The 20,768-nt window shown below is 70.9% G+C and carries 20 protein-coding genes; 9 read left to right on the top strand and 11 right to left on the bottom strand.

Annotation, left to right across the window (positions count from 1 at the left end; all coding sequences use genetic code 11):
• Positions 1-90: 90 nt before the first annotated feature.
• The 4 genes from hpt (at position 91) to HJD23_RS17540 (ending at position 4,683) form a co-directional block, all read left to right on the top strand.
• On the top strand, positions 91-651 hold the full coding sequence (hpt, locus tag HJD23_RS17555) for a hypoxanthine phosphoribosyltransferase (protein WP_141315294.1): 561 nt from the start codon (positions 91-93) through the stop codon (positions 649-651).
• 185 nt (positions 652-836) lie between these two features.
• Complete coding sequence (ftsH, locus tag HJD23_RS17550; RefSeq protein ID WP_171109692.1) at positions 837-2,876, top strand: ATP-dependent zinc metalloprotease FtsH; 2,040 nt, start codon at positions 837-839, stop codon at positions 2,874-2,876.
• A gap of 142 nt (positions 2,877-3,018) precedes the next feature.
• Complete coding sequence (gene folE / locus HJD23_RS17545; RefSeq protein ID WP_171109693.1) at positions 3,019-3,624, top strand: GTP cyclohydrolase I FolE; 606 nt, start codon at positions 3,019-3,021, stop codon at positions 3,622-3,624.
• A gap of 69 nt (positions 3,625-3,693) precedes the next feature.
• Positions 3,694-4,683 (top strand): hypothetical protein, encoded by a 990-nt coding sequence (locus HJD23_RS17540; RefSeq protein WP_232108274.1) that lies wholly within the window; start codon positions 3,694-3,696, stop codon positions 4,681-4,683.
• An 11-nt stretch (positions 4,684-4,694) separates the two neighbouring features.
• On the opposite strand, the gene HJD23_RS17535 is transcribed toward HJD23_RS17540, so the two are convergent.
• The 6 genes from HJD23_RS17535 to HJD23_RS17510 all read right to left on the bottom strand — a co-directional run bounded on the left by HJD23_RS17535 (position 4,695) and on the right by HJD23_RS17510 (position 9,811).
• Positions 4,695-5,183, bottom strand: a complete 489-nt coding sequence (locus HJD23_RS17535; RefSeq protein WP_141315282.1) for a DUF3180 domain-containing protein — start codon at positions 5,181-5,183, stop codon at positions 4,695-4,697.
• A gap of 55 nt (positions 5,184-5,238) precedes the next feature.
• A complete protein-coding gene (folK, locus tag HJD23_RS17530; RefSeq protein ID WP_171109694.1) occupies positions 5,239-5,850 on the bottom strand; it encodes a 2-amino-4-hydroxy-6-hydroxymethyldihydropteridine diphosphokinase in 612 nt (203 codons plus the stop codon).
• Positions 5,847-6,206: a dihydroneopterin aldolase gene (gene folB, locus HJD23_RS17525; protein WP_171109695.1), complete on the bottom strand. Its 360-nt coding sequence runs from the start codon at positions 6,204-6,206 to the stop codon at positions 5,847-5,849. The genes folK and folB overlap by 4 nt, the downstream gene beginning before the upstream one ends.
• Before the next feature lie 282 nt (positions 6,207-6,488).
• Positions 6,489-6,992 carry a nuclear transport factor 2 family protein gene (locus tag HJD23_RS17520; protein WP_171109696.1) on the bottom strand — a complete coding sequence of 168 codons (504 nt, stop codon included), beginning with the start codon at positions 6,990-6,992 and terminating at the stop codon, positions 6,489-6,491.
• A complete protein-coding gene (folP, locus tag HJD23_RS17515; RefSeq protein WP_171109697.1) occupies positions 6,989-7,849 on the bottom strand; it encodes a dihydropteroate synthase in 861 nt (286 codons plus the stop codon). Before folP ends, HJD23_RS17520 begins: the two co-directional genes overlap by 4 nt.
• A 174-nt stretch (positions 7,850-8,023) precedes the next feature.
• A complete protein-coding gene (locus tag HJD23_RS17510; protein ID WP_171109698.1) occupies positions 8,024-9,811 on the bottom strand; it encodes a phosphatidylglycerol lysyltransferase domain-containing protein in 1,788 nt (595 codons plus the stop codon).
• Between the two features lie 266 nt (positions 9,812-10,077).
• Here HJD23_RS17510 and HJD23_RS17505 point away from each other — a divergent pair, with 266 nt between their 5' ends.
• Positions 10,078-11,232 (top strand): hypothetical protein, encoded by a 1,155-nt coding sequence (locus tag HJD23_RS17505; RefSeq protein ID WP_171109699.1) that lies wholly within the window; start codon positions 10,078-10,080, stop codon positions 11,230-11,232.
• A 73-nt stretch (positions 11,233-11,305) separates the two neighbouring features.
• On the opposite strand, the gene HJD23_RS17500 is transcribed toward HJD23_RS17505, so the two are convergent.
• Positions 11,306-12,640: a PH domain-containing protein gene (locus HJD23_RS17500; protein WP_171109700.1), complete on the bottom strand. Its 1,335-nt coding sequence runs from the start codon at positions 12,638-12,640 to the stop codon at positions 11,306-11,308.
• The gene (locus HJD23_RS17495; protein WP_171109701.1) at positions 12,637-13,164 is read right to left on the bottom strand and encodes a PH domain-containing protein; all 528 of its coding nucleotides are present in this window, start codon (positions 13,162-13,164) and stop codon (positions 12,637-12,639) included. The genes HJD23_RS17500 and HJD23_RS17495 overlap by 4 nt, the downstream gene beginning before the upstream one ends.
• 31 nt (positions 13,165-13,195) lie before the next feature.
• Between HJD23_RS17495 and HJD23_RS17490 the strand changes: the two genes are divergently transcribed.
• Complete coding sequence (locus tag HJD23_RS17490) at positions 13,196-14,347, top strand: NADH-quinone oxidoreductase subunit D (RefSeq protein ID WP_171109702.1); 1,152 nt, start codon at positions 13,196-13,198, stop codon at positions 14,345-14,347.
• Positions 14,348-14,372: 25 nt separating this feature from the next.
• Here HJD23_RS17490 and HJD23_RS17485 read toward each other — a convergent pair whose 3' ends face one another.
• Positions 14,373-15,320: an SAM-dependent methyltransferase gene (locus HJD23_RS17485; RefSeq protein WP_171111595.1), complete on the bottom strand. Its 948-nt coding sequence runs from the start codon at positions 15,318-15,320 to the stop codon at positions 14,373-14,375.
• 187 nt (positions 15,321-15,507) lie between these two features.
• On the opposite strand from HJD23_RS17485, the gene HJD23_RS17480 reads away from it, so the two are divergent.
• From HJD23_RS17480 to HJD23_RS17470, 3 genes are all read left to right on the top strand, one after another.
• Positions 15,508-16,710, top strand: coding sequence for a sensor histidine kinase (locus tag HJD23_RS17480; protein WP_171109703.1), 1,203 nt, complete (start codon positions 15,508-15,510; stop codon positions 16,708-16,710).
• Between the two features lie 88 nt (positions 16,711-16,798).
• The gene (locus tag HJD23_RS17475; RefSeq protein WP_171109704.1) at positions 16,799-17,470 is read left to right on the top strand and encodes a response regulator transcription factor; all 672 of its coding nucleotides are present in this window, start codon (positions 16,799-16,801) and stop codon (positions 17,468-17,470) included.
• A gap of 32 nt (positions 17,471-17,502) precedes the next feature.
• Positions 17,503-18,135 (top strand): AAA family ATPase, encoded by a 633-nt coding sequence (locus tag HJD23_RS17470; protein WP_171109705.1) that lies wholly within the window; start codon positions 17,503-17,505, stop codon positions 18,133-18,135.
• A 9-nt stretch (positions 18,136-18,144) separates the two neighbouring features.
• On the opposite strand, the gene HJD23_RS17465 is transcribed toward HJD23_RS17470, so the two are convergent.
• A complete protein-coding gene (locus HJD23_RS17465) occupies positions 18,145-19,251 on the bottom strand; it encodes a DUF5937 family protein (protein WP_171109706.1) in 1,107 nt (368 codons plus the stop codon).
• A 270-nt stretch (positions 19,252-19,521) separates the two neighbouring features.
• Positions 19,522-20,700 carry a beta-eliminating lyase-related protein gene (locus HJD23_RS17460; RefSeq protein ID WP_171109707.1) on the bottom strand — a complete coding sequence of 393 codons (1,179 nt, stop codon included), beginning with the start codon at positions 20,698-20,700 and terminating at the stop codon, positions 19,522-19,524.
• Positions 20,701-20,768: the final 68 nt, after the last annotated feature.

The following is a 20,768-nucleotide window of genomic DNA, read 5'->3' as shown; positions in this document are numbered from 1 at the left end:
CCCTCCCACCGGACGGTGCGCACGGCCCCACAAGGGCCGCTCACGCGGTCGGGGACGTTTCGGAGACGGCCGGTGGGACGACCGAAAGTGATGCGGGTGGACGCGAAAGACATGGGTGCCGACCTCAAGCAGGTACTCATCACCAAGGAAGAGATCGACGCGAAGCTGGCCGAGCTGGCCGCGAAGATCGACGCGGAGTACGCGGGCAAGGACCTGCTGATCGTCGGCGTCCTCAAGGGCGCGGTGATGGTCATGGCCGACCTCGCCCGGGCGCTGTCCACCCCGCTCACCATGGACTGGATGGCGGTGTCGTCCTACGGCGCGGGCACCCAGTCCTCCGGTGTCGTGCGGATCCTCAAGGACCTCGACACCGACATCAAGGGCAAGCACGTCCTCATCGTCGAGGACATCATCGACTCCGGCCTGACCCTGTCCTGGCTGATCTCCAACCTCGGCTCCCGCGAGCCCGCCTCCCTGAAGGTGTGCACGCTGCTGCGCAAGCCGGAGGCCGCGAAGGTCGCCATCGACGTGGAGTGGGTCGGCTTCGACATCCCCAACGAGTTCGTCGTGGGCTACGGCCTCGACTACGCCGAGAAGTACCGCAACCTCCCGTTCGTCGGTACGCTCGCCCCCCACGTCTACGGCGGCTGAGCCGGACGGCTGGGGCCTTGTAGAGAGATCGGGAACCCCGGCGGGCCTCGCGCCGTTGGAGCATGCAGACGGGTTCGCCAGCCGTCCCGTGCGGCTTCGCGCAACAATGCTGGGGTACCGTCAGAAGAACTGTCTTTATCAAACTCACTATGGCAGGAGGGACGGGGCGGCACCGCTCCGTATGGATGGACGTGAAGCGATACTTCCGTGGGCCGGTCATGTGGATCGTGCTGGCCGTCCTTGCCGTGGTCGTGTTGATGCAGGTCGTCGGCTCGTCCGGGGGCTACAAGACGGTGGACACCGGCCAGGTCGTCCAGGCGATCAATGACAACAGGGTCGAAGCGGCCAAGCTGACCACCGGCGACGAGCAGACCATCAAGGTCACGCTCAAGGACGGCGTAAAGATCGAGGACAGCTCCAAGATCCAGGCGAGCTACATCGGCGACCAGGGCGCCAACCTCGCCTCCACGCTGCAGGACAAGTACCAGAACAAGCAGATCCCGGACGGTTACACGGTCACGCCGACCAAGCAGAACGCGTTCGTCAGCATCCTGCTGTCTCTGCTGCCCTTCGTCCTCATCGTGGTTGTCTTCCTGTTCCTGATGAATCAGATGCAGGGCGGCGGCTCCCGAGTGATGAACTTCGGCAAGTCGAAGGCCAAGCTCATCACCAAGGACACCCCCAAGACGACCTTCGTGGACGTCGCGGGTGCCGACGAGGCCGTCGAGGAACTCCAGGAGATCAAGGAGTTCCTGCAGGAGCCGGCCAAGTTCCAGGCCGTCGGCGCCAAGATTCCCAAGGGCGTACTGCTGTACGGCCCGCCCGGTACCGGCAAGACACTGCTCGCGCGCGCCGTCGCCGGCGAGGCGGGCGTGCCCTTCTACTCGATCTCCGGTTCCGACTTCGTCGAGATGTTCGTCGGTGTCGGTGCCTCCCGAGTCCGTGACCTGTTCGAGCAGGCCAAGGCGAACGCCCCGGCGATCGTCTTCGTCGACGAGATCGACGCGGTCGGCCGCCACCGCGGCGCCGGCCTCGGCGGCGGTCACGACGAGCGCGAGCAGACCCTGAACCAGCTGCTCGTCGAGATGGACGGCTTCGACGTCAAGGGCGGTGTGATTCTCATCGCGGCGACGAACCGGCCCGACATCCTCGACCCGGCGCTGCTGCGCCCCGGCCGCTTCGACCGGCAGATCGCCGTCGACCGCCCGGACATGCAGGGCCGTCTGGAGATCCTCAAGGTCCACCAGAAGGGCAAGCCGGTCGCTCCCGACGTCGACCTGTCGGCGGTCGCCCGCCGCACGCCCGGCATGACCGGCGCCGACCTGGCGAACGTGCTGAACGAGGCCGCCCTGCTGACGGCCCGCAGCGACAAGAAGCTGGTCGACAACAAGATGCTCGACGAGGCCATCGACCGCGTCGTGGCGGGCCCGCAGAAGCGGACCCGGATCATGTCGGACAAGGAGAAGAAGATCACCGCGTACCACGAGGGCGGTCACGCCCTGGTCGCGGCGGCCTCACCGAACTCCGACCCGGTCCACAAGATCACGATCCTGTCCCGCGGCCGCGCCCTCGGCTACACGATGGTGCTGCCGGACGAGGACAAGTACTCGACCACGCGCAACGAGATGCTCGACCAGCTGGCCTACATGCTGGGCGGCCGCGCGGCCGAGGAGCTGGTCTTCCACGACCCGACCACCGGTGCCGCCAACGACATCGAGAAGGCCACCAACCTGGCCCGCGCGATGGTCACGCAGTACGGCATGACGGAGCGCCTGGGCGCGATCAAGTTCGGCGGCGACAACAGCGAGCCGTTCCTCGGACGTGAGATGGCTCACCAGCGCGACTACTCCGAGGAGGTCGCGGCGCTCGTCGACGAAGAGGTCAAGAAGCTCATCGAGACCGCGCACAACGAGGCGTGGGAGATCCTGGTCGAGAACCGCGACGTCCTCGACAACCTGGTCCTGGCGCTCCTGGAGAAGGAGACCCTGGGCAAGGAGGAGATCGCCGAGATCTTCGCCCCGATCGTCAAGCGGCCGCCGCGTCCCGCGTGGACCGGCTCCTCCCGCCGCACGCCGTCCACCCGTCCGCCGGTGCTCTCCCCGAAGGAGCTCGCACTGACGAACGGCGCCAACGGCGCGACGGCGGCGATCACCGCGAAGAGCTCGGCGACGGAGCCCGCCCCGGCAGCTGAACCGGCCGCCCCGGAGGACCGTCCCGAAGCCTGAGCCCCGGGCCGCCCCTGCGGCCCACCAGGCCCGGAATGGATGCCGCGCCCCCCTGGTTCTAGCCTGGGGGCGCGGCATCGACGTATGCGCACAGATGGGACGCGTCTCAGCACGCGTCAGGCACAGGAACGAGGCACCACACATGACCGACCCCGTGACGCTGGACGGCGAGGGCACGATCGGCGAGTTCGACGAGAAGCGCGCCGAGAACGCCGTCCGCGAACTGCTGATCGCGGTCGGCGAGGACCCCGACCGGGAGGGTCTCAGGGAGACGCCGGCGCGGGTGGCGCGGGCGTATCGGGAGCTCTTGGCGGGGCATATGCAGGAGCCCGAGGACGTGCTGACGACTACGTTCGACCTCGGGCACGATGAGATGATCCTGGTCAAGGACATCGAAATCGTGAGTCTGTGTGAACATCACATGTTGCCATTTCATGGCGTAGCCCACATCGGGTACATTCCGGCCGAAAGCGGCAAGATTACGGGCCTGTCGAAGCTTGCGCGGCTGGTTGAGGTGTTTGCACGCCGCCTGCAGGTGCAGGAACGACTCACTACGCAGATCGCCGACTCCCTCATGAAGATCCTCGAGGCTCGGGGCGTGATCGTCGTCATTGAGGCCGAGCACATGTGCATGTCGGTGCGTGGGATCCGTAAGCCTGGTGCCAAGACCACGACGTCGGCAGTGCGTGGACAGCTTCGGGATGCTACGACACGGGCCGAGGCAATGAGCTTGATACTGGCTCGCTGACCCGATTGTCAGTGGTGCCCGATAGCGTCCTTGATCAGCGGAGTTGATCGCTGATCAAGAGGGATCGAGTTGGGGTACGGGCTGCCCAGCAAGCAGACGGTGAACGTCGTTGGTGGACGTCTTCAGGCGCGAAGCGTTCAAGTGGGCGGCCGCCTGTGGACGCTGGACGGAGAGCGCACTGTTCAGACCACCGTTGTGGAGGTGGTGACCGCCAAGGTCCGTGACGTGGTGGACGTGGTGACAGATCAGGTGACGTTCACCGTGGCCGCGGACCAGATGCTGGGCACACCCGATGGATGGGTTCACGCGAGGGACGCCGAGGGCACCGTCCTCGCGTGGACACACGCTCGGAAGCTGTGCCGCGAACGGCTGACCATCAAACCGGGCTACGAGTTCGGTTACATGATCGGGGCCAACTGCTCGGACGGAACGGTTGGCAAGAACTACGTGTCACTGGTGGTCAACGATGAGGCATTCGCTTCCCGCTACGCGGCCTGTGTCACAGCGGCAACCAGGTTGCCTGCCCGTCTGGAATCAGTGACGCGGCCTTCTGGATACCTGCGGCGGGACGTGCCTGGCTTTCGAGTTCGGGTGGTCTCGTCGTACCTGGCCGACCTGATGAGGCAATACGTGGGCGGTGACGCGCACCACATGCGGCAACGGTTTCCGCGCGTTGTTCTCCGGGATGAGGAGACGTTCGAAGGATTCCTGGACGGTTACGTGGACGGCGACGGATTCCGTCCAAAGACGTGGCGTGGTCGCTTGCTGGTCAGCGCCAATGTGGCGTTTCTTTCCGAGCTGGCACTGGTGGTCGGCGCGAGATTCACGCCTCGTACAGGCGGGCGGGCCTCACACCTGGTCGTAGCGGACAGCTGGTCCTCACGGGGCGCCCTCCCATCCGAGCAGCACTCGTTGCAACTGAGGGAGATGACCTGGACGCAGGTGCACGAGGTGCGGCGGCGTACCACCGAGAACAAGCCGTTCACCCTTTACAGCTATCGCCTCGACCCTTACCCCAGCTTCCTGATCAATGGGCATCTGGCCCGCCAGGCCTGGTGAGCCTTGGCACCTCACGCCGCCGGAGCCGTCCCCGCGCCGTTGTGTTCGTCGTCCTCCGGGAGTTTGCAGACGTGCTCCAGGAAGATGGCGGCGGCTATGACGGCGATGCCTGCCACGACCGAGCAGCCGGCGTAGATGGCCTGGTCGCGGCGGGCCGGGATGTCCAGGGACTCCAGTAGGAAGACGCCCGTGCCGCCGTACATGCCGGCGACGAGGGCGGCGACCAAGGCGCTGGCCTGGCCGAAGACGACCGCGCGGGCCGCCATGAGGGGGTCGACGCCCTTGGCCTCGGGGCGGCGTTCGCGCTGGGCCCTGAGGCGGGCGCGGATCGAGAGTGCCGTGGCGAGCAGCACCGCGGCGATCAGTGCCAGCACGATGGGGGCGGCCAGGGGGACGCTCGGGAGCGTACCGATCGAGTTCCAGAGGCGGGCGCCCGCCCAGGACAGGATCCCGGCGACGACGAAGACGCCGGCCAGCACCCTGATACGCAGCTCTCTCACGGTGTCCCTTCGGTTCCCCGGATGCCCCGGACTGTGGCCGTCTCGACCTTAACGACTACTCGGGCAGCCGAAGTTCCAGGTCCGCGCGGGGAGCGACACCCTCGCGGGTGACCGCGCCGAGCAGGTCGGCGACGGCACCGCGGCCGGGCAGCTGGGCGTCGGGGTCCACGTCGTGCCACGGGGCGAGCACGAAGGCGCGTTCGTGGGCGCGTGGGTGGGGGAGGGTGAGCGTCGGGTCGTCGGAGACGACGTCGGAGTACGAGACGATGTCGACGTCGAGGGTGCGCGGGCCCCAGTGCTCGTCGCGGACCCGGTGGAAGGCCTCCTCGACCGCGTGCGCCCGCTCCAGGAGCGAGGACGGGGGCAGGGTGGTCTTCAGGACCACGACCGCGTTGAAGTACGACGGCTGGGTGCCGGGCTCGACGCCCCACGGCTCCGTCTCGTAGACGGGAGAGACCGCCTTGATGCGTACGCCGGGGGTGTCCTCCAGGGCGTCGATGGCGCCCTGCAGGGTCTCCAGGCGGTTGCCGAGGTTGGAGCCGATGGAGATCACGGCGCGTTTGGGGTTGTGCAGGGTGGTGTCGGCGGCGTCGACCTTCTCGACGACGGAGGCGGGTACCGGCTGTACGGTCGGGTCGCTGTGACCCTTGGTGAAGAACGCGGTCATACTCGGCTCCGGGTGATGGTGACGGTCACGTCGTCGAAGGGGACCGTGATCGGTGCGTCCGGTTTGTGGACGGTGACCTCGACCTCCTGAACCCCTTCGTGCTTCAGACAGGCATGGGCGATGCGCTCGGCGAGCGTCTCGATGAGGTTGACGGGCTCGCCCTCGACGACGGCCACGACCTCCTCCGCCACGATGCCGTAGTGCACGGTCTTCGTCAGGTCGTCGTCGGCCGCGGCCGGGCGGGTGTCCAGGCCGAGGACGAGGTCCACGATGAAGGTCTGGCCCTCCTCGCGCTCCCTGGGGAACACCCCGTGGTGCCCGCGGGCCTTCAGGCCGCGCAGCGCGACACGATCCACGCGAATCACTCCTGCAATCGTCGGGTGCGACCGGTCCGTACCGTGTGCGGGCGACACACCGGCCTCGAACGAATCTACCTGCGGCTACCGACAATCCCGGGCCACGGGGGCGCGGGGTCCGGCGGGGGCCGGGAGGTTTCATCGCGTGTTTCCCCTGGGGAATCCGGCGGCTCACGGGTTGGTAGCCGCCTATACCCGCGGGTTCGTGATTCCAACCACTTCTTGGTCCCTTCGGGCCCCGTGCGGTCCCTTCTTCCGGCCCCTTGTGGTGCGCCTACCCACTCAGGCGGTTGGCTCCTCGTCCTCGTCCTCGGCGCTCTCGGTCAGCACCGGGGACGCGTGGTGCGACCAGAGCTTCCAGCCGTCGGGTGTGCGCCGGAACACATTCGTGGCGACCACCAGCTGGCCGACGAGCGGACCGGGCCCTTCGCCGTCCTCGGGGACGGGGCCGCCGCTGAGGATGTTCTCCGTGCAGCTCACCAGGGCGGTGTCGCCGGTGACCGAGACGTGGACGTCGGTGAGGAAGAACTGGATGTAGTCGGTGTTCGCCATGATCAGGGCGTACGACCGGAGCACCTCGCCGCGGCCGGTGAGTACCGGCCAGCCGGGGTGCACGCAGGAGACCACGCCGGTGTCCGCCGGGTCGTGGTACGTCTCGTCGACGCCCAGGTCGGACGGGGTGAGCCAGAGCGTGGACAGCTCCTCGAAGTCGCCGCGCTCCAGTGCCTCGTAGAAGGCGGTGTTGGCGAGTTCGACCTGCTCGACGTCGGTGTGGGGGGCGCTCACCGGGCTCCTTCCACGGCGCGGGCGACCCGTACCGCGTCCGCCGTCGCACGCACCTCGTGCACGCGCACCGCCCATGCGCCGGCGTGCGCCGCCAGCGCGGAGACGGCGGCCGTGGCCGCGTCGCGCTCCCGCGCCGGGGGCGGGGAGCCGGCCGGGCCCGCCAGCACGCGGCCGAGGAAGCGCTTGCGGGAGGCGGCGACGAGCAGGGGGTGCCCGAGGGCGCGCAGGCGGTCGAGGTGGGCGAGGAGGGTCAGGTCGTGCTCGGTGTCCTTGGAGAAGCCGAGGCCGGGGTCGATCACGATCCGGTCGGGGGCGACGCCGCCCTCCAGAACGGCCTCCACGCGCGCGTGCAGTTCGTCCACGACCTCGGTGACGACGTCGTCGTACACGCCCCGGACGTTGCCGCCCTCCAGGAAGCCCCGCCAGTGCATGACGACGAAGGGGGCGCCGGTCCGCGCGACGACCGGGATCATCGCGGGGTCGGCGAGGCCGCCGCTGACGTCGTTGACGAGGGCGGCACCGGCGGCGAGGGCCTGTTCGGCGACGGAGGCGCGCATGGTGTCGACGGAGACGACGACGCCCTCGGAGGCGAGGCCGCGGACGACCGGGATGACGCGGCGCAGTTCCTCGGCCTCGTCGACCCGGGTGGCGCCGGGGCGGGTGGACTCGCCGCCGACGTCCACGAGGTCGGCGCCCTCGGTGACGAGGTCGAGGCCGTGCTTGACGGCGGCGGTGGTGTCGAACCAGCGGCCGCCGTCGGAGAAGGAGTCGGGGGTGACGTTCACGACTCCCATGACCGCGCAGCGGTCCCATTCCGGAAGGCCCGCGATCCGCCCGCGTCCGCTGTGGTTGCTCATACGTTCAGCGTAGGCCCAGGGTGGGGCCGGGCTCTTCACGTGGGCGGCCAGGCCGGGCGGGGCCGACGGGGGTGGTGCGGTCCGGCGCGGCAGCGTCGGCAGGGTGGTGCGGCCCGAGCGGCGGACCCCAGGGCTGGAGGGGCGGGGCTGCCGCTCGGGCCCGTCCTGTCGGGGTCAGGCCGCGCGTACGTCCCGTTCCGCGACGGCGTGCGCGCAGGGGCGCGCGGCGGCCTTCTGGCGCCGCAGGGGGCGTGGCAGGGCGCGGCCGAGGTTGAGGAAGCCCTCCGCCTGCAGGGCGGCCAGGCCGATGCGCGGCAGGTCGCCGGAGGCCCGGTAGACGACGAAGCGGGGCTCCCAGCGCGGCTGGAACTTGGCGTTGAACCGGTACAGGGACTCGATCTGGAACCAGCGGGAGAGAAACACCAGCAGGCCGCGCCAGGCGCGCAGCACCGGGCCCGCGCCGATCTTCTCGCCGCGCGCCAGCGCCGAGCGGAACATCGCGAAGTTGAGTGACACGCGCGCGATGCCGAACTTCGGCGCCGCCTGCAGCGCGGCCACGATCAGCAGTTCGTTCATGCCGGGGTCCGCCGAGCGGTCGCGGCGCATCAGGTCCAGCGAGACCCCGTCCGTCCCCCAGGGCACGAAGTGCAGGATCGCCTTCAGATCGCCGTACGGACCCGGCTCGGCGTCCGCCTTGTGGGCGGTGGCCACCAGGCAGTCACCGTCGGCGGGGTCGCCGATGCGGCCCAGCGCCATGGAGAAGCCCCGTTCGCTGTCGGTGCCGCGCCAGTCGTCGGCGGCGCGGCGGATCCGGTCCAGCTCGGCCTCGCCGACGTCACGGACGCGTCGTACCCGGGTTTCGTAACCGGCACGCTCGATGCGCTTGACCATCTGACGCACGTTGCGCATGGCGCGGCCGGTGAGGGAGAAATCCGCGACGTCCACCACCGCCTCGTCGCCCAGTTCGAGGGCGTCGAGGCCGGTCTCACGGGTCCACACCTCGCCGCCCGTCTCGGAGCAGCCCATGACGGCGGGCGTCCACGAATGCGCGCGTGCCTCGTCCATGAACCGTTCGATGGCGCCCGGCCAGGCCTCCACGTCACCTATGGGATCCCCGCTGGCGAGCATCACCCCGGAGACCACGCGGTACGTCACCGCCGCCTTGCCACTGGGGGAGAAGACGACGGCCTTGTCGCGGCGCAGCGCGAAGTGGCCGAGGGAGTCCCGGCCGCCGTGCCGCTCCAGCAGGGCGCGCAGCCGGATCTCGTCGTCCTCGGTGAGCCGCGCGGCCGGGTGTTCGGGGCGCAGGGCGAGGTAGATCGTGGTGACGGCGGTGAGCAGGCCGAGCGCGCCCAGGGAGGCGCCGACCGTCCATGAGGTGGTGCCCTGGTAGGCGACCGGGCCCTCGAAGCCGAACAGGCCGTACAGGACATGGGTGATGCGGTCGGCCAGGGACGGGTCGCCGATCAGGCTGTGCGGGTGCGCGCTGACGACGACCAGGCCCAGGGCGAGCGAACCGGCGCCCATGAGCACGAAGTTGGCCAGCGCACGCCACCGGCTGCGCGGGTCGGGCAGGGACGCGAACTGGTCGCGGTGGCGCACCAGCGCCGCGAGCAGCGCCAGCGAGATGATCACGCCGATCAGGGAGTGCCGGTAGGTGAACTGCGCGATCGCCCCGGCCGGCAGCAGCGCCACGGCGGCCCGCCAGGCCCGGCGTTTGCCGCGCTTGAGGCCGTGGGCGAGCAGCAGCAACAGCACGCCGACGCTGAGCGAGAGCGCGGCCGCGAACGGTCCGAGCGCGCCGGGCAGCACCTCGGCCAGCGCGTGCATACGGCTGTGCCGGAAGCGTGGGAAGACGCCCGCGGCGATGTCCACGATGCCGACGAGGGCACAGGCCCTGCCGACCAGGACGGGAACGGACTCGGGACGCGGACCGCGCAGCCGGCGGCGCTGCCGCGTCATTTCCTCATCTCCCCTGACAGACATCGCATCCCGTAGTTCTGCGCGTGAGTTGGCGTCCGGTGCCGATTCGGGCATCCGGCGACATTGCGCCCTCTAGGACGACGGGACGCAGGGCGAGGTTCACTGCGTTTCGCAAAGCCGTTTCAAAGGACGCGTGGTTGCTGTGATGCGAGGCCATGCGGTTGCTGTGATGCGAGGCCATGCGGTGGCCGTGTTTTTACCGGCTGGGGCACCACGATTCGCCTACGCGCGGTAAGTTTCTGGCCATGCCACGTGGACGTCATCGCCATTCACCGCCTCTGCACAGGCTGCTGCCCCCGTCGGCGATCGCAGGCGTCTCGCTCGTCTGCGCCCTCGGCCCATGGGTCTTCACGGAGCCGATGGTGCTCCGGGGACTGGCGGCGGCCGCCGCGGTGACGGCTGTCGCCGGCGCGGTCGTCATGCGCCGCTGGGACATCCAGGCCGGCAAGCAGGTGGCCGACCTCACGCGCGCGCGTGCGAGCGACGAGTGGCGGCACGAGGAGCGCGTCGCGGAACTGGAGAGCGACCTGGATGAGTCGCGCGAACTGCGCGGCAAGCTCGAACAGCGCCTGCGGGCCAAGCGCGCCGAACTGGCCGGCCTGCGCAACGAGCACGCGGCACTGCTGCGCCGGTACGCCACCGCCGAGACCGAGCGCGCGAGCGCCCTGGAAGGCCGCCGCCTGCTGGAGATAGAGGCCGCCGTTCCCGTGCCCGCGCTGCCTCCCGTACCGGACCGGGAGGACTCCGCCGACGTCGACGAGGCCGCGGTCGACGAGTCGGCGGTCGAGGAGTCCGGCGTCGAGGAGAAACCGCGGACGCCGAGGCTGTTCTCCCCGGAGGGGTCCCGGCTGTTCCTGCGGGCGCAGGCCGCGCTGGTCCGCTTCGCGGATCTGAAGGCCGGGGCCGGGAAGGACACGGCTGCCGGGGCGGAGGTGTCCGCCAAGGAGCCGGTGCCGGACGACGCCGACCGCGGTGCCGGGGCGGAGGCCGCGCTGGAGGACGAGGCGCGGGGGAAGACCGAGGCGGCCGACGGGCACCAGCGCGCGGCCGCCACCACTCCGGCGTACGTCCAGCAGCCCTCCGGGCACTACACTGTGCCGACCGCGGTGGCGGTCGTACCGGCGTCCACGCCGGTACGGCGTCCCAGTGTCGAGGGTGGCTTCGACTTCTTCGGTACGAAGGCGAAGGGCGCGGCGTCCGCCGCCCTGGAGGCCGTGCAGAACGAGGACCTCGCCGACGTGGTCGGCCAGGAGGCGCTCGATCTGCACAAGGCCCAGGCGGAGGCGGAGTTCAAGCCTCCGAGCGAGGAGTCGCGCGGCGTCGGGCAGGTGATCGACCTGACGGCGCACGACGAGACCGAGCAGATCGACGTGCAGGGGCTGCGGAGCGCGGCTTCCTGAGAGCCCGCACGAAGGACTCACTCCCCGTCCCGGCGCATGAAGGCCCGTTTCAAACGCTGCTTTCCGGACGACTTCACGCCATCCACCGGTCCGGCCGCGCGTCCCTGCGTCCCGTCCGGGACCGTTCCGCCTGGGCGTGCAGCAGCCGCGTGGCCTCCTCGGCGTCCCTCAGACGGGCTGTCACGGTCTTGTTGGCGCCGGTGTCCACGTGGACGTGCGCGAGCCGCCAGCGCCGCATCCAGGGGCCCTGCTCCTGCCGGACGCTCTGCACCTTGGCATGCGGGACGAGCGCGAGGCTGCGCCGGAGCAGTCCGTGCCGAGCCACGAACACCGTGTCCGTGACGGTGAGGCCGTATCCCCGCCACCACAGCGGCATGCACCGGCCCGCGCGTCGCGGCGGGCGGGACAGGGACGCGGCGGGCGGTACGGTCACGCCGGGCAGTACGCGCGCGATGAGGGGCTCCGCGACCTCGCGCGGAGCCACCGGCAGCAGCACGGAGTTGGACGAGCCGGCCACGTCCAGCTCCACCCGCACCCAGCCGCGCCGCCGCCACAGCAGCGGCTCCACGAGCCGCACGGTCTGCACCCGCCCCGGCGGCACCGTCTCGTGGGCACGGTCGAGGAGCCCGCGGTCGATCCGGATGCCGTCCGGCGACTCGGCCACCGTCCAGTCGTACTCGGCGACGAACCGCCCCACGCTGCTCGCGCCTGCCGCACCGAGCAGCGGCACGGCGGTCGCGACCACCGTCCACAGGTTGTGGGTGAAGAACCACAGCACGGGCGGTACGACGAGCGCGGCGGCCAGCGTGGCCCAGGTCGCGCCGGTCAGCAGCAGGGAGACGGCGAGCACGCCGGCCGGCACGTGCAGCAGCCGCTGCTCCGGCGCCTCGCCGACCTCGTGCGCGGTCTCGGGGGCGAAACCGGCCGCCCGCGCGAGGAGTTCGGCCCGCAGCGCGCGTGCGTCGGCCTCGCCCAGGTAGGCGAGCTCGTCCTTCTTGTCGGTCCCTATGACGTCGAGTTTGAGTTTCGCGACACCTGCCACGCGCGCGAGGAGCGGTCTCGTGACGTCGACGGCCTGGATGCGCTCCAGGCGGATGTGCGCGGTGCGCCGGAACAGCAGGCCGGTACGGATGCGCAGTTCCGTCCCGGTCACCGAGAAGTGCGTGAACCACCAGCTGAGAAAGCCGTACAGCGCGGCGGCCGGGATGACCACCGCGAGGGCTATGAGGATCGTGGTCGTCGTCAGCCGGGTCAGCTGGCGATGCGCCCCGTCCGGGTCGTGCAGCGCCCACCCGATGAGTACGGCGACCGGCGCCCACGCCCGCCTGAACGGCGTGACCGGGTGCAGCCGCCGCTCGGTCACGGTCACCTCGCGGCGGACCTCGTCGTCGGTGCCCGGCGCCGTCACAGCCCCGCCGATCGTGCCTCGCCCAGCTCGGTGAGCCGGTCGCGCAGTCGTTCGGCCTCGGCCGGGTCGAGGCCGGGGATGGTCGCGTCGGTCGCGGCGGCGGCCGTGTGCAGCTGGACGCTGGCCAGCCCGAAGTGCCGCTCGACGGGACCGGAGGTCACCTCGACCAGCTGCATGCGGCCGTACGGCACCACCGTCACGGTGTGCCACAGCACACCCCGGCTGAGCAGCAGGTCGTCGGCGCGCTCGGCGTACCGCCAGGAGCGCCAGTTGCGGCCGATCAGCACCCAGCCCCACAGCATCAGGGCCAGCGGCAGCAGCGCGAACACGGCCCATGCCGGACCGGCCAGCAGTCCCGGCACCAGACCCGTGGCCACGGTCAGCGACCCCAGCCACACCACCAGCAACAGCCGTCGCATGCGCAGCAGGCCGGGCGGCAGCCCGGTCCACGCCGGTTCCGCCTCCACCGTCACCACGCCCTCCGGGCCCATCGTCCTGCCACCCTCCGGGCTCCCCGTCTCCATATGGTCAGCCTACGTAGGACAGACTGTGTTCATGACTCCTACGACGGAGACCACGGTCGGAATCGGCGGCGCCGCGGAGAGTACCGACATGGTGCTCAACATCGGCCCTCAGCACCCGTCCACACACGGCGTGCTGCGCCTGCGGCTGCTCCTCGACGGTGAGCGCGTCACGCGTGCGGAGCCGGTGATCGGCTATATGCACCGCGGCGCGGAGAAGCTGTTCGAGGCGCGCGACTACCGCCAGATCATCATGCTCGCCAACCGTCACGACTGGCTGTCGGCCTTCTCCAACGAGCTGGGTGTCGTCCTCGGCGTGGAGCGCATGCTCGGCATGGAGGTGCCCGAGCGGGCGGTGTGGACGCGCACGCTGCTCGCGGAGCTGAACCGGATGCTGAACCACCTGATGTTCCTGGGCTCGTACCCGCTGGAGCTGGGCGGCATCACGCCGGTCTTCTACGCGTTCCGGGAGCGCGAGGTGCTCCAGAACGTCATGGAGGAGGTCTCCGGCGGGCGGATGCACTACATGTTCAACCGCGTCGGCGGTCTCAAGGAGGACCTGCCGGCCGGGTGGACCGCACGCGCGCGTGCCGCGGTCGCGGGGGTGCGCTCGCGCATGGACCGGTTCGACGACCTGGTGCTCGGCAACGAGATCTTCCGGGGGCGCACGCGGGGCGTGGGGTATCTCGCGCCGGAGACCGTGCACGCGTACGGCGTGAGCGGGCCGATCGCGCGCGCCTCGGGCGTCGACTTCGACCTGCGCCGCGACGAGCCGTATCTGGCCTACGGGGAGCTGCAGGACACCCTCAAGGTGGTCACCCGCACCGAGGGCGACTGTCTCGCCCGGTTCGAGTGCCTGCTGGACCAGACGCACAACGCGCTCGACCTCGCCGACGCCTGTCTCGACCGGATCGCCGAGCTGCCGCCGGGGCCGATCAACCAGCGGCTCCCCAAGGTGCTGAAGGCGCCCGAGGGGCACACGTACGCGTGGACCGAGAATCCGCTCGGCATCAACGGCTACTACCTCGTCAGCAAGGGCGACAAGACGCCGTACCGGCTCAAGCTGCGCTCGGCCTCCTACAACAACATCCAGGCGCTGACCGAGCTGCTGCCGGGGACGCTGGTGGCGGACATGGTGGCGATTCTGGGGTCGATGTTCTTCGTGGTGGGGGACATCGACAAGTAGGCGACCAGGAGGGTATGGGCGGGCGTCAGCCGCCCAGTGGGTCCAAAATTCCAACCGGCTGGACCAGCCACCCGAAGTCCCCCAGCCCGCCCGGCGCCGTCAGTTCGGCGGCCTCCCCGGCGCTCGCGAGGGCTCGTACGTAGGCCGCGGGGTCGGTGGTGGCGAGTGCGAGCGGGGGGCGTGCGCCTGCGACCCCCAGGGCGTGCAGGGCGTCGCGCTGGGTCAGCGTGCGCCCCCCGGGGAGCGCGCACGCGTCCAGCGCCACGTGCGCCGTGATGTCGCACGATCCGTCCGGCACGGGCGCCGTCTCACGCCCCTCCCGGAAGCCGGCGAGCGTCCCGAAGGGCGGGCGGGCGTCCGCGGTGTGCGCGTAGTCCACGGCGACCGCCAGCCCCCGCTCGACGCGCGCGACGACCGACGCCCACGCCGTGTCCCTGGGCAGCCCGATCTCCGCGCGCAGCCCCTCCTCGGCAGGCCCCGGCCACCACCGGGCGAGCCATTCGGCCGCCGCCCCGGACACCGGCTCCCCGAGCCGTTCGGTCCCGTCCTGCCGTACGAGCACGAGTCGCCACACTCCTGAGGGGTCCGCCTCGGCGACCTCCACGGGCACGTTGTCCAGCCACTCGTTGGCGAACAGCAGCCCGGTGACGCCCTTGGGGCACTCCGCGAGCCACTCGATGCGGTGATCGAGACCGGCCGGGCGGTCGGCGATCTCGACGGAGTACGCGCGCGTGCGGGCGGCCAGGTCGGTCGGCAGCGTGGCGAGCACGCCGGTGACCAGTTCGCCCCGCCCCGCCGCCATGTCGACGAAGTCCAGGGACGCCGGGCGGCCCAGCGCCTCGTCGACCCGGCCCAGCAGCCGCGCCACCGCCTCCGCGAACAGCGGCGACGCGTGTACGGACGTACGGAAGTGCCCGGCGGGCCCCTCGGGCCTGTGGTAGAAGCCGCCGGGGCCGTACAGCGCCGCCTCCATGGCGGCGCGCCAGCCACGCCCGTCGCCCCGGTCGCCGTCCGTCGTCTCGTGCGTCGCACCCCTGGTCACACGGCAAGGCTAGGCGCACAGGAGAACGGGGCCTCCACCTTGCGGAGTACACGTATCGCATCCGGATCGGCCCTCCGGTTGACTCCCGCACGCACCACGCTTCCCTACTCTGGGTTACGTGCAGCGCCTCTACGACTTCCTCCGCCGACACCCGACATGGGTCGACGGCTTCTGGGCCCTCGTCCTGTTCGGGATCTCGGTGGTCGGCGGGGCGGTCACCCAGGAGAACACCGGGACCGATCTGCCGGCTCTGGTGGTGCCGGTCACGGTCCTGCTGTGTGTGGCGCTGACGCTGCGCCGGCGGATGCCGGAGAAGATGCTGGTCCTGGCGGCCCTGGCAGGGGTGGCGCAGCTGGCGCTCGACGTGCCCCCGATGCCCGCCGACTTCGCGATACTGGTGATCGTCTACACCGTGGCCGCGGTCGGAGCGCGCTGGGCCTCCCGGTTCGCGCTGGTCGGCGGCCTGTGCGCGGCGCCGATGGCACAGATCCGCTGGCCGGAGTTCCAGACGAGCGTCGCGGGCAACATCGCGCTGGCGATCTTCCAGACGGTGCCGTTCGCCCTCGCCTGGGTGCTCGGCGACTCCATCCGCACCCGCCGCGCCTACTTCGCGCAGCTGGAGGAGCGCGCCGCCCGGCTGGAGAAGGAGCGCGAGGCGCAGTCCAAGGTCGCGGTCGCCGCCGAACGCGCCCGGATCGCCCGTGAACTGCACGACGTCGTCGCGCACAACGTGTCCGTCATGGTGGTGCAGGCCGACGGCGCCGCCTACGTCCTCGACTCCGCGCCCGACCAGGCCAAGAAGGCCCTGGAGACCATCTCCTCCACCGGCCGCCAGGCCCTCGCCGAGATGCGCCGCCTGCTGGGCGTACTGCGCACCGGCGAACACCAGGAGAGCGGGGAGTACGTCCCGCAGCCCGACGTCCAGCAGATCGAGGACCTCGTCGAGCAGTGCCGGGTCTCCGGACTGCCCGTCGACTTCAAGATCGAGGGCACGCCGCGCCCGCTGCCCAGCGGCGTCGAGCTCACCGCGTACCGCATCGTGCAGGAGGCGCTCACCAACACCCGCAAGCACGGCGGGCCCAACGCGGGCGCCAGCGTGCGCCTGGTCTACTTCGACGACGGTCTCGGCCTGCTCATCGAGGACGACGGCAAGGGCGCCCCGCACGAGCTGTACGAGGAGGGCGGCCTCGACGGCCAGGGACACGGCCTGATCGGGATGCGCGAGCGGGTCGGCATGGTCGGCGGCACCCTGGACGCGGGCCCCCGCCCCGGCGGAGGATTCCGGATCAGTGCCCTGCTGCCGCTCAAACCGGCGCACTGACGCAAACGCACGCCCCCTGTTGACACCTGTCACGCCCCCGAACAACTTCGCACCAACGACCTTCGAGACGGATACGGAAGAGGCCCCGATGACGATCCGCGTGATGCTCGTCGACGACCAGGTGCTGCTGCGCACCGGGTTCCGGATGGTGCTCGCCGCCCAGCCGGACATGGAGGTCGTGGCCGAGGCGGGCGACGGCGTCGAGGCCGTCCAGGTGCTGCGCTCGACCGAGGTCGACGTGGTGCTGATGGACGTCCGGATGCCGAAGCTGGACGGCGTGGAGGCCACCCGCCGGATCTGCGCGGATCCGAACCCGCCGAAGGTGCTGATCCTGACCACCTTCGACCTCGACGAGTACGCCTTCTCCGCGCTCAAGGCGGGCGCCTCCGGTTTCATGCTCAAGGACGTGCCGCCCGGCGAGCTCCTCGCGGCCATCCGTTCCGTGCACAGCGGCGACGCCGTGGTGGCCCCGTCGACGACCCGGCGCCTTCTGGACCGGTTCGCGCCGATGCTGCCCAGCGCCGGCAAGGAGCCCCAGCACAAGGAGCTGGAGCGGCTCACCGACCGGGAGCGCGAGGTCATGGTGCTGGTCGCCCAGGGGCTGTCCAACGGGGAGATCGCGGCCCGGCTGGTGCTGTCCGAGGCGACCGTGAAGACGCACGTGGGCCGCATCCTGACCAAGCTCGGGCTGCGGGACCGGGTGCAGGTGGTGGTCCTGGCGTACGAGACGGGGCTCGTGCGGGCCGGGGGACACGGCTGACCGGGGCGCTCGGCCGTCGGTAGGGTCTGCGCATGCTCCTGTGGATCAACGGGCCCTTCGGGGGCGGCAAGACACAGACCGCACACGAGATGCAGCGCCGGCTGCCCGGCAGCGTCATCTGCGACCCGGAGCACGCGGGCTTCGGCCTGCGCCGCATGCTCCCGCCCCCACTGCGGGGAGACTTCCAGGACCTGGTCTCCTGGCGGCAGGGCGTCGTCGAGGTCCTCGACCTCGCCCTCACCGAGCACGACGGCATCGTCATCGTGCCGATGACGGTCACCGACTCCGGCTACTTCGAGGAGACCGTCGGCCGACTGCGCGAACTCGGCCACGACGTACACCACTTCACTCTCCTCGCGGAACGCGAGACCGTGCTGAAACGGCTGCGTGAGCGGGGTCTCGGACGCCTCCTTCAGTACATCGGCGGGAAGAACGCCGGGCTGCGCAGGGAGAGTTGGGCGGTACGGCAGCTCGACCACTGCCTGGAGCGGCTGCGTGAGCCGGAGTTCGCCGAGCATCTGTGGACCGACCACTCGACGGTGCCGAAGACGGCGGACCGGATCGCCGTGCTCGCCGGGCTGACCCTCCGGCCGAACAACGAGGGGGCGCTGCGGACGCGGCTGCGGCAGGCCCGGGTGGGGATCAGGCACATCCGGTTCGACTGACGACCCCGGTCAGCGCAGGATCCCCTCCAGAAAGTCGCTGCCCAGCCGGGCCACCACCGTCACGTCCAGCTGGTGCAGCACGTACCGCCCACGGCGGCGCGTGGTGATCAGGCCCGCCTTCTTCAGCACGCTCAGGTGCCGGGATATCTCCGGCGCCGTCACGCCGTGCGCCGTGGCGAGCTCGCCGGTGGTGAACGCGCTGCGGGCCAGATGGCGGCAGATACGCATCCGCAGGGGGTGGGACAGGGCCGTCATCCGCAGGGTGAGCTGCTCGACCGACGGCGGCGAGGCCAGCTCAGGGGAGCTCACCGGGTAGTGCAGGACCGGCTGCCAGCCGTACCGGTGCAGCACCTGCAGGTGGGGCCAGCCGAGGCTCGTCGGTATGAGCAGCAGACCGCCGTCGGCGGTCGTCGTACGCCCCTGGGCCAGCTTGTCCACCGTGATCCGGGTGCCGTCCCCGTCCAGTGTCACGGCGGACGACACGGCGGCCAGCGCCTCGCCGAGGCCCTTGTGCCGCAGCAGCTCCGTCTTGTGCCGCGCGTCCGCGGCGAGGGAGTGGTGCACCCTGGCCCAGACGTCGCCGAAAAAGGCCTCGTCGCAGTCCTGCAGGAACTGCCGCAGCCAGGCACGCACGCGTGGCGGATCGGCGAGCAGACGCTTGGTGAACCGCAGCTGGCGCGGTCCGCGCGACGCCGCCAGGTCGAGGGCGCGGCGGCGCAGGCCGGGGTCGGCGAGGACGCTGCTGCTCGGCAGGTCGTAGTCGGGCGCGCAGGTGAACTCCAGCGCCGCGTCCGCGAACTGCTCGTCCGACAGCTTGTCCAGCAGCTCCATGTCCCCGGTGAGCGTCGCCCCGGGCAGGGTGCTGCGGCCCGGGATGCCCGCGAACGGCATGAAGAGGTCCGAGAACGTCGTCCGCCACAGGAAGTCGGCCTCGCACATCCGGTCGGCCAGATGCGAGTCGAGGCGGGCGGTCACGCCGGTCACCCAGCCCTGCAGGCCGGGATGGTGCCCCGGCTCGGACAGCGCGTGCAGCGCCATGCCGAGCTCGGTGAGGGGCGAGGGCACGACGGCGACCCTCTCCGGCCGCAGCCCCGCGATGTCGATGCTCACGCTCATGACGCCATGGTGCACTCCGCCACTGACAACGCCGCCCTCGATTGACGCCGGGCGTCAATTCGCGCGACGCCGACCGCCGGGGCGACGCAGCCTGGGGTCACCGGGGCAGGCGCTCCGCCCGCTCCCGGCACCCACGACTGGCAGGTCGTGCGCGAGTGGCGCGACCGGCGCGAGTTCCGCGCGGTACTCGCCGGCCGCCCGGCCCATGGGCGGCTACGGCAGTCCCTGGGCCGGTGGCTCCATCCGGGGCGACGGGCAACGAGCTGATCCTTACGGCAGCCGGGAGACGAACTCCGCGACCGCCGCCTTCACATCCTCCGCCGTCCACTCCAGGCCCCCGGCCCGTACGTCGATCTCCGTGACGGCGAGGCCCGGGCCCGGGGCGTCCCACGCGCGATCGAAGAGCAGGGTCCCCGTCTCCTCCGCCTGCCGGACCGCCGCCTCGGCGACGGTGTCGGCGTCGTACGGCAGCCAGACCTGGAACTCGTTGGTGTGCGGCTCCTCGGGCTGGACGCGCGCCCAGGGCACGCCGGCCGCCGCGAACCCCTCGCGCAGCGCGGCGGCCACCACGCGCGCGTGCCGCACGTAGTCGGGGAGCCGGGGCAGCTCCCGCTCCAGACCGGCGAGAGCCGACAGCACGGTCGGGAACTGCTGGAACACCTGACCGCCGTACCGGTGCCGCCAGGTCTTCGCCTCCTCCACCAGCGTCCTCGGGCCGGCGAGCGCCGCGCCGCCGAAGCCGTTGAGAGACTTGTAGAACGACACGTACACGCTGTCCGCGAGGCCCGCGATCTCGTGCAGGGGGCGGCCGAAATGGACGGTGGTCTCCCACAGGCGCGCGCCGTCGAAGTGCACCACCGCGTCGCGCTCCCGCGCCGCCTGAACCACCTCGGTGAGCTCCTCCCAGGAGGGCAGGACGAAACCGGCGTCCCGGAGCGGCAGTTCCAGCATCAGCGCACCGAACGGCTCCTCGAAGTCCCGGATCTCGGCGGCGGTCGGCAGCCGCGGCGCACCGCTCACATGGACCGGGCGCAGGCCGCTGACCTGCGTGAAGGCGTGGCGTTCGTGCACCTCGGGATGGGCGAGCGGGTGCAGGGCGACGGTCGGGTTGCCGGTGCGGCCCGCCCAGCAGCGCAGGGCCACCTGCTGGGCCATCGTGCCGGTCGGGAAGAACGCGGCGGCCTCGGTGCCGAGCAGTCCGGCGACCTTCGCCTCCAGGGCCTCCACGATGCCGTTGCCGTACACGTCCGCCGTCTCGTCCAGGTCGTACAGCTCCTCGGCGGTCTCCAGCACCGCCAGGCGCTCTCGGAGCGTGCCGAGCATGCCGGAGCGCGCGAGAACGCGCCGCGCGCCCCGATACGCCGCCTTGCGCCGCTCGAAGCGTTGCTTGCGCTGCTCCTCGACCGACTCCACCGATTCCCGCGAATCCTGCTCCACCGTCTCAGCCATGCCTGGATCATGCCGGGCCCCACCACGCGTGCGTACCGGATTTCACCACCCACAGCCTGTGGACAGAG

Origin of the sequence: Streptomyces sp. Z423-1, assembly GCF_013009255.1 — a bacterium.
Classification (GTDB): domain Bacteria; phylum Actinomycetota; class Actinomycetes; order Streptomycetales; family Streptomycetaceae; genus Streptomyces; species Streptomyces gossypiisoli.
The sequence above is the reverse complement of the archived record's forward strand: the minus strand, read 5'-3'. Positions and strand labels throughout refer to the sequence as shown.

Excerpts from the sequence above, each read along its gene's own strand:
- folK (WP_171109694.1), bottom strand. The coding sequence starts at position 5,850 with ATGACCGCGTTCTTCACCAAGGGTCACAGCGACCCGACCGTACAGCCG.
- folE (WP_171109693.1), top strand. The coding sequence starts at position 3,019 with ATGACCGACCCCGTGACGCTGGACGGCGAGGGCACGATCGGCGAGTTC.
- HJD23_RS17505 (WP_171109699.1), top strand. The coding sequence starts at position 10,078 with ATGCCACGTGGACGTCATCGCCATTCACCGCCTCTGCACAGGCTGCTG.
- HJD23_RS17495 (WP_171109701.1), bottom strand. The coding sequence starts at position 13,164 with ATGGAGACGGGGAGCCCGGAGGGTGGCAGGACGATGGGCCCGGAGGGC.
- HJD23_RS17475 (WP_171109704.1), top strand. The coding sequence starts at position 16,799 with ATGACGATCCGCGTGATGCTCGTCGACGACCAGGTGCTGCTGCGCACC.
- HJD23_RS17460 (WP_171109707.1), bottom strand. The coding sequence starts at position 20,700 with ATGGCTGAGACGGTGGAGCAGGATTCGCGGGAATCGGTGGAGTCGGTC.
- HJD23_RS17470 (WP_171109705.1), top strand. The coding sequence starts at position 17,503 with ATGCTCCTGTGGATCAACGGGCCCTTCGGGGGCGGCAAGACACAGACC.
- HJD23_RS17490 (WP_171109702.1), top strand. The coding sequence starts at position 13,196 with ATGACTCCTACGACGGAGACCACGGTCGGAATCGGCGGCGCCGCGGAG.
- folP (WP_171109697.1), bottom strand. The coding sequence starts at position 7,849 with ATGAGCAACCACAGCGGACGCGGGCGGATCGCGGGCCTTCCGGAATGG.
- ftsH (WP_171109692.1), top strand. The coding sequence starts at position 837 with ATGGACGTGAAGCGATACTTCCGTGGGCCGGTCATGTGGATCGTGCTG.
- HJD23_RS17485 (WP_171111595.1), bottom strand. The coding sequence starts at position 15,320 with ATGGAGGCGGCGCTGTACGGCCCCGGCGGCTTCTACCACAGGCCCGAG.
- hpt (WP_141315294.1), top strand. The coding sequence starts at position 91 with ATGCGGGTGGACGCGAAAGACATGGGTGCCGACCTCAAGCAGGTACTC.
- HJD23_RS17510 (WP_171109698.1), bottom strand. The coding sequence starts at position 9,811 with ATGACGCGGCAGCGCCGCCGGCTGCGCGGTCCGCGTCCCGAGTCCGTT.
- HJD23_RS17465 (WP_171109706.1), bottom strand. The coding sequence starts at position 19,251 with ATGAGCGTGAGCATCGACATCGCGGGGCTGCGGCCGGAGAGGGTCGCC.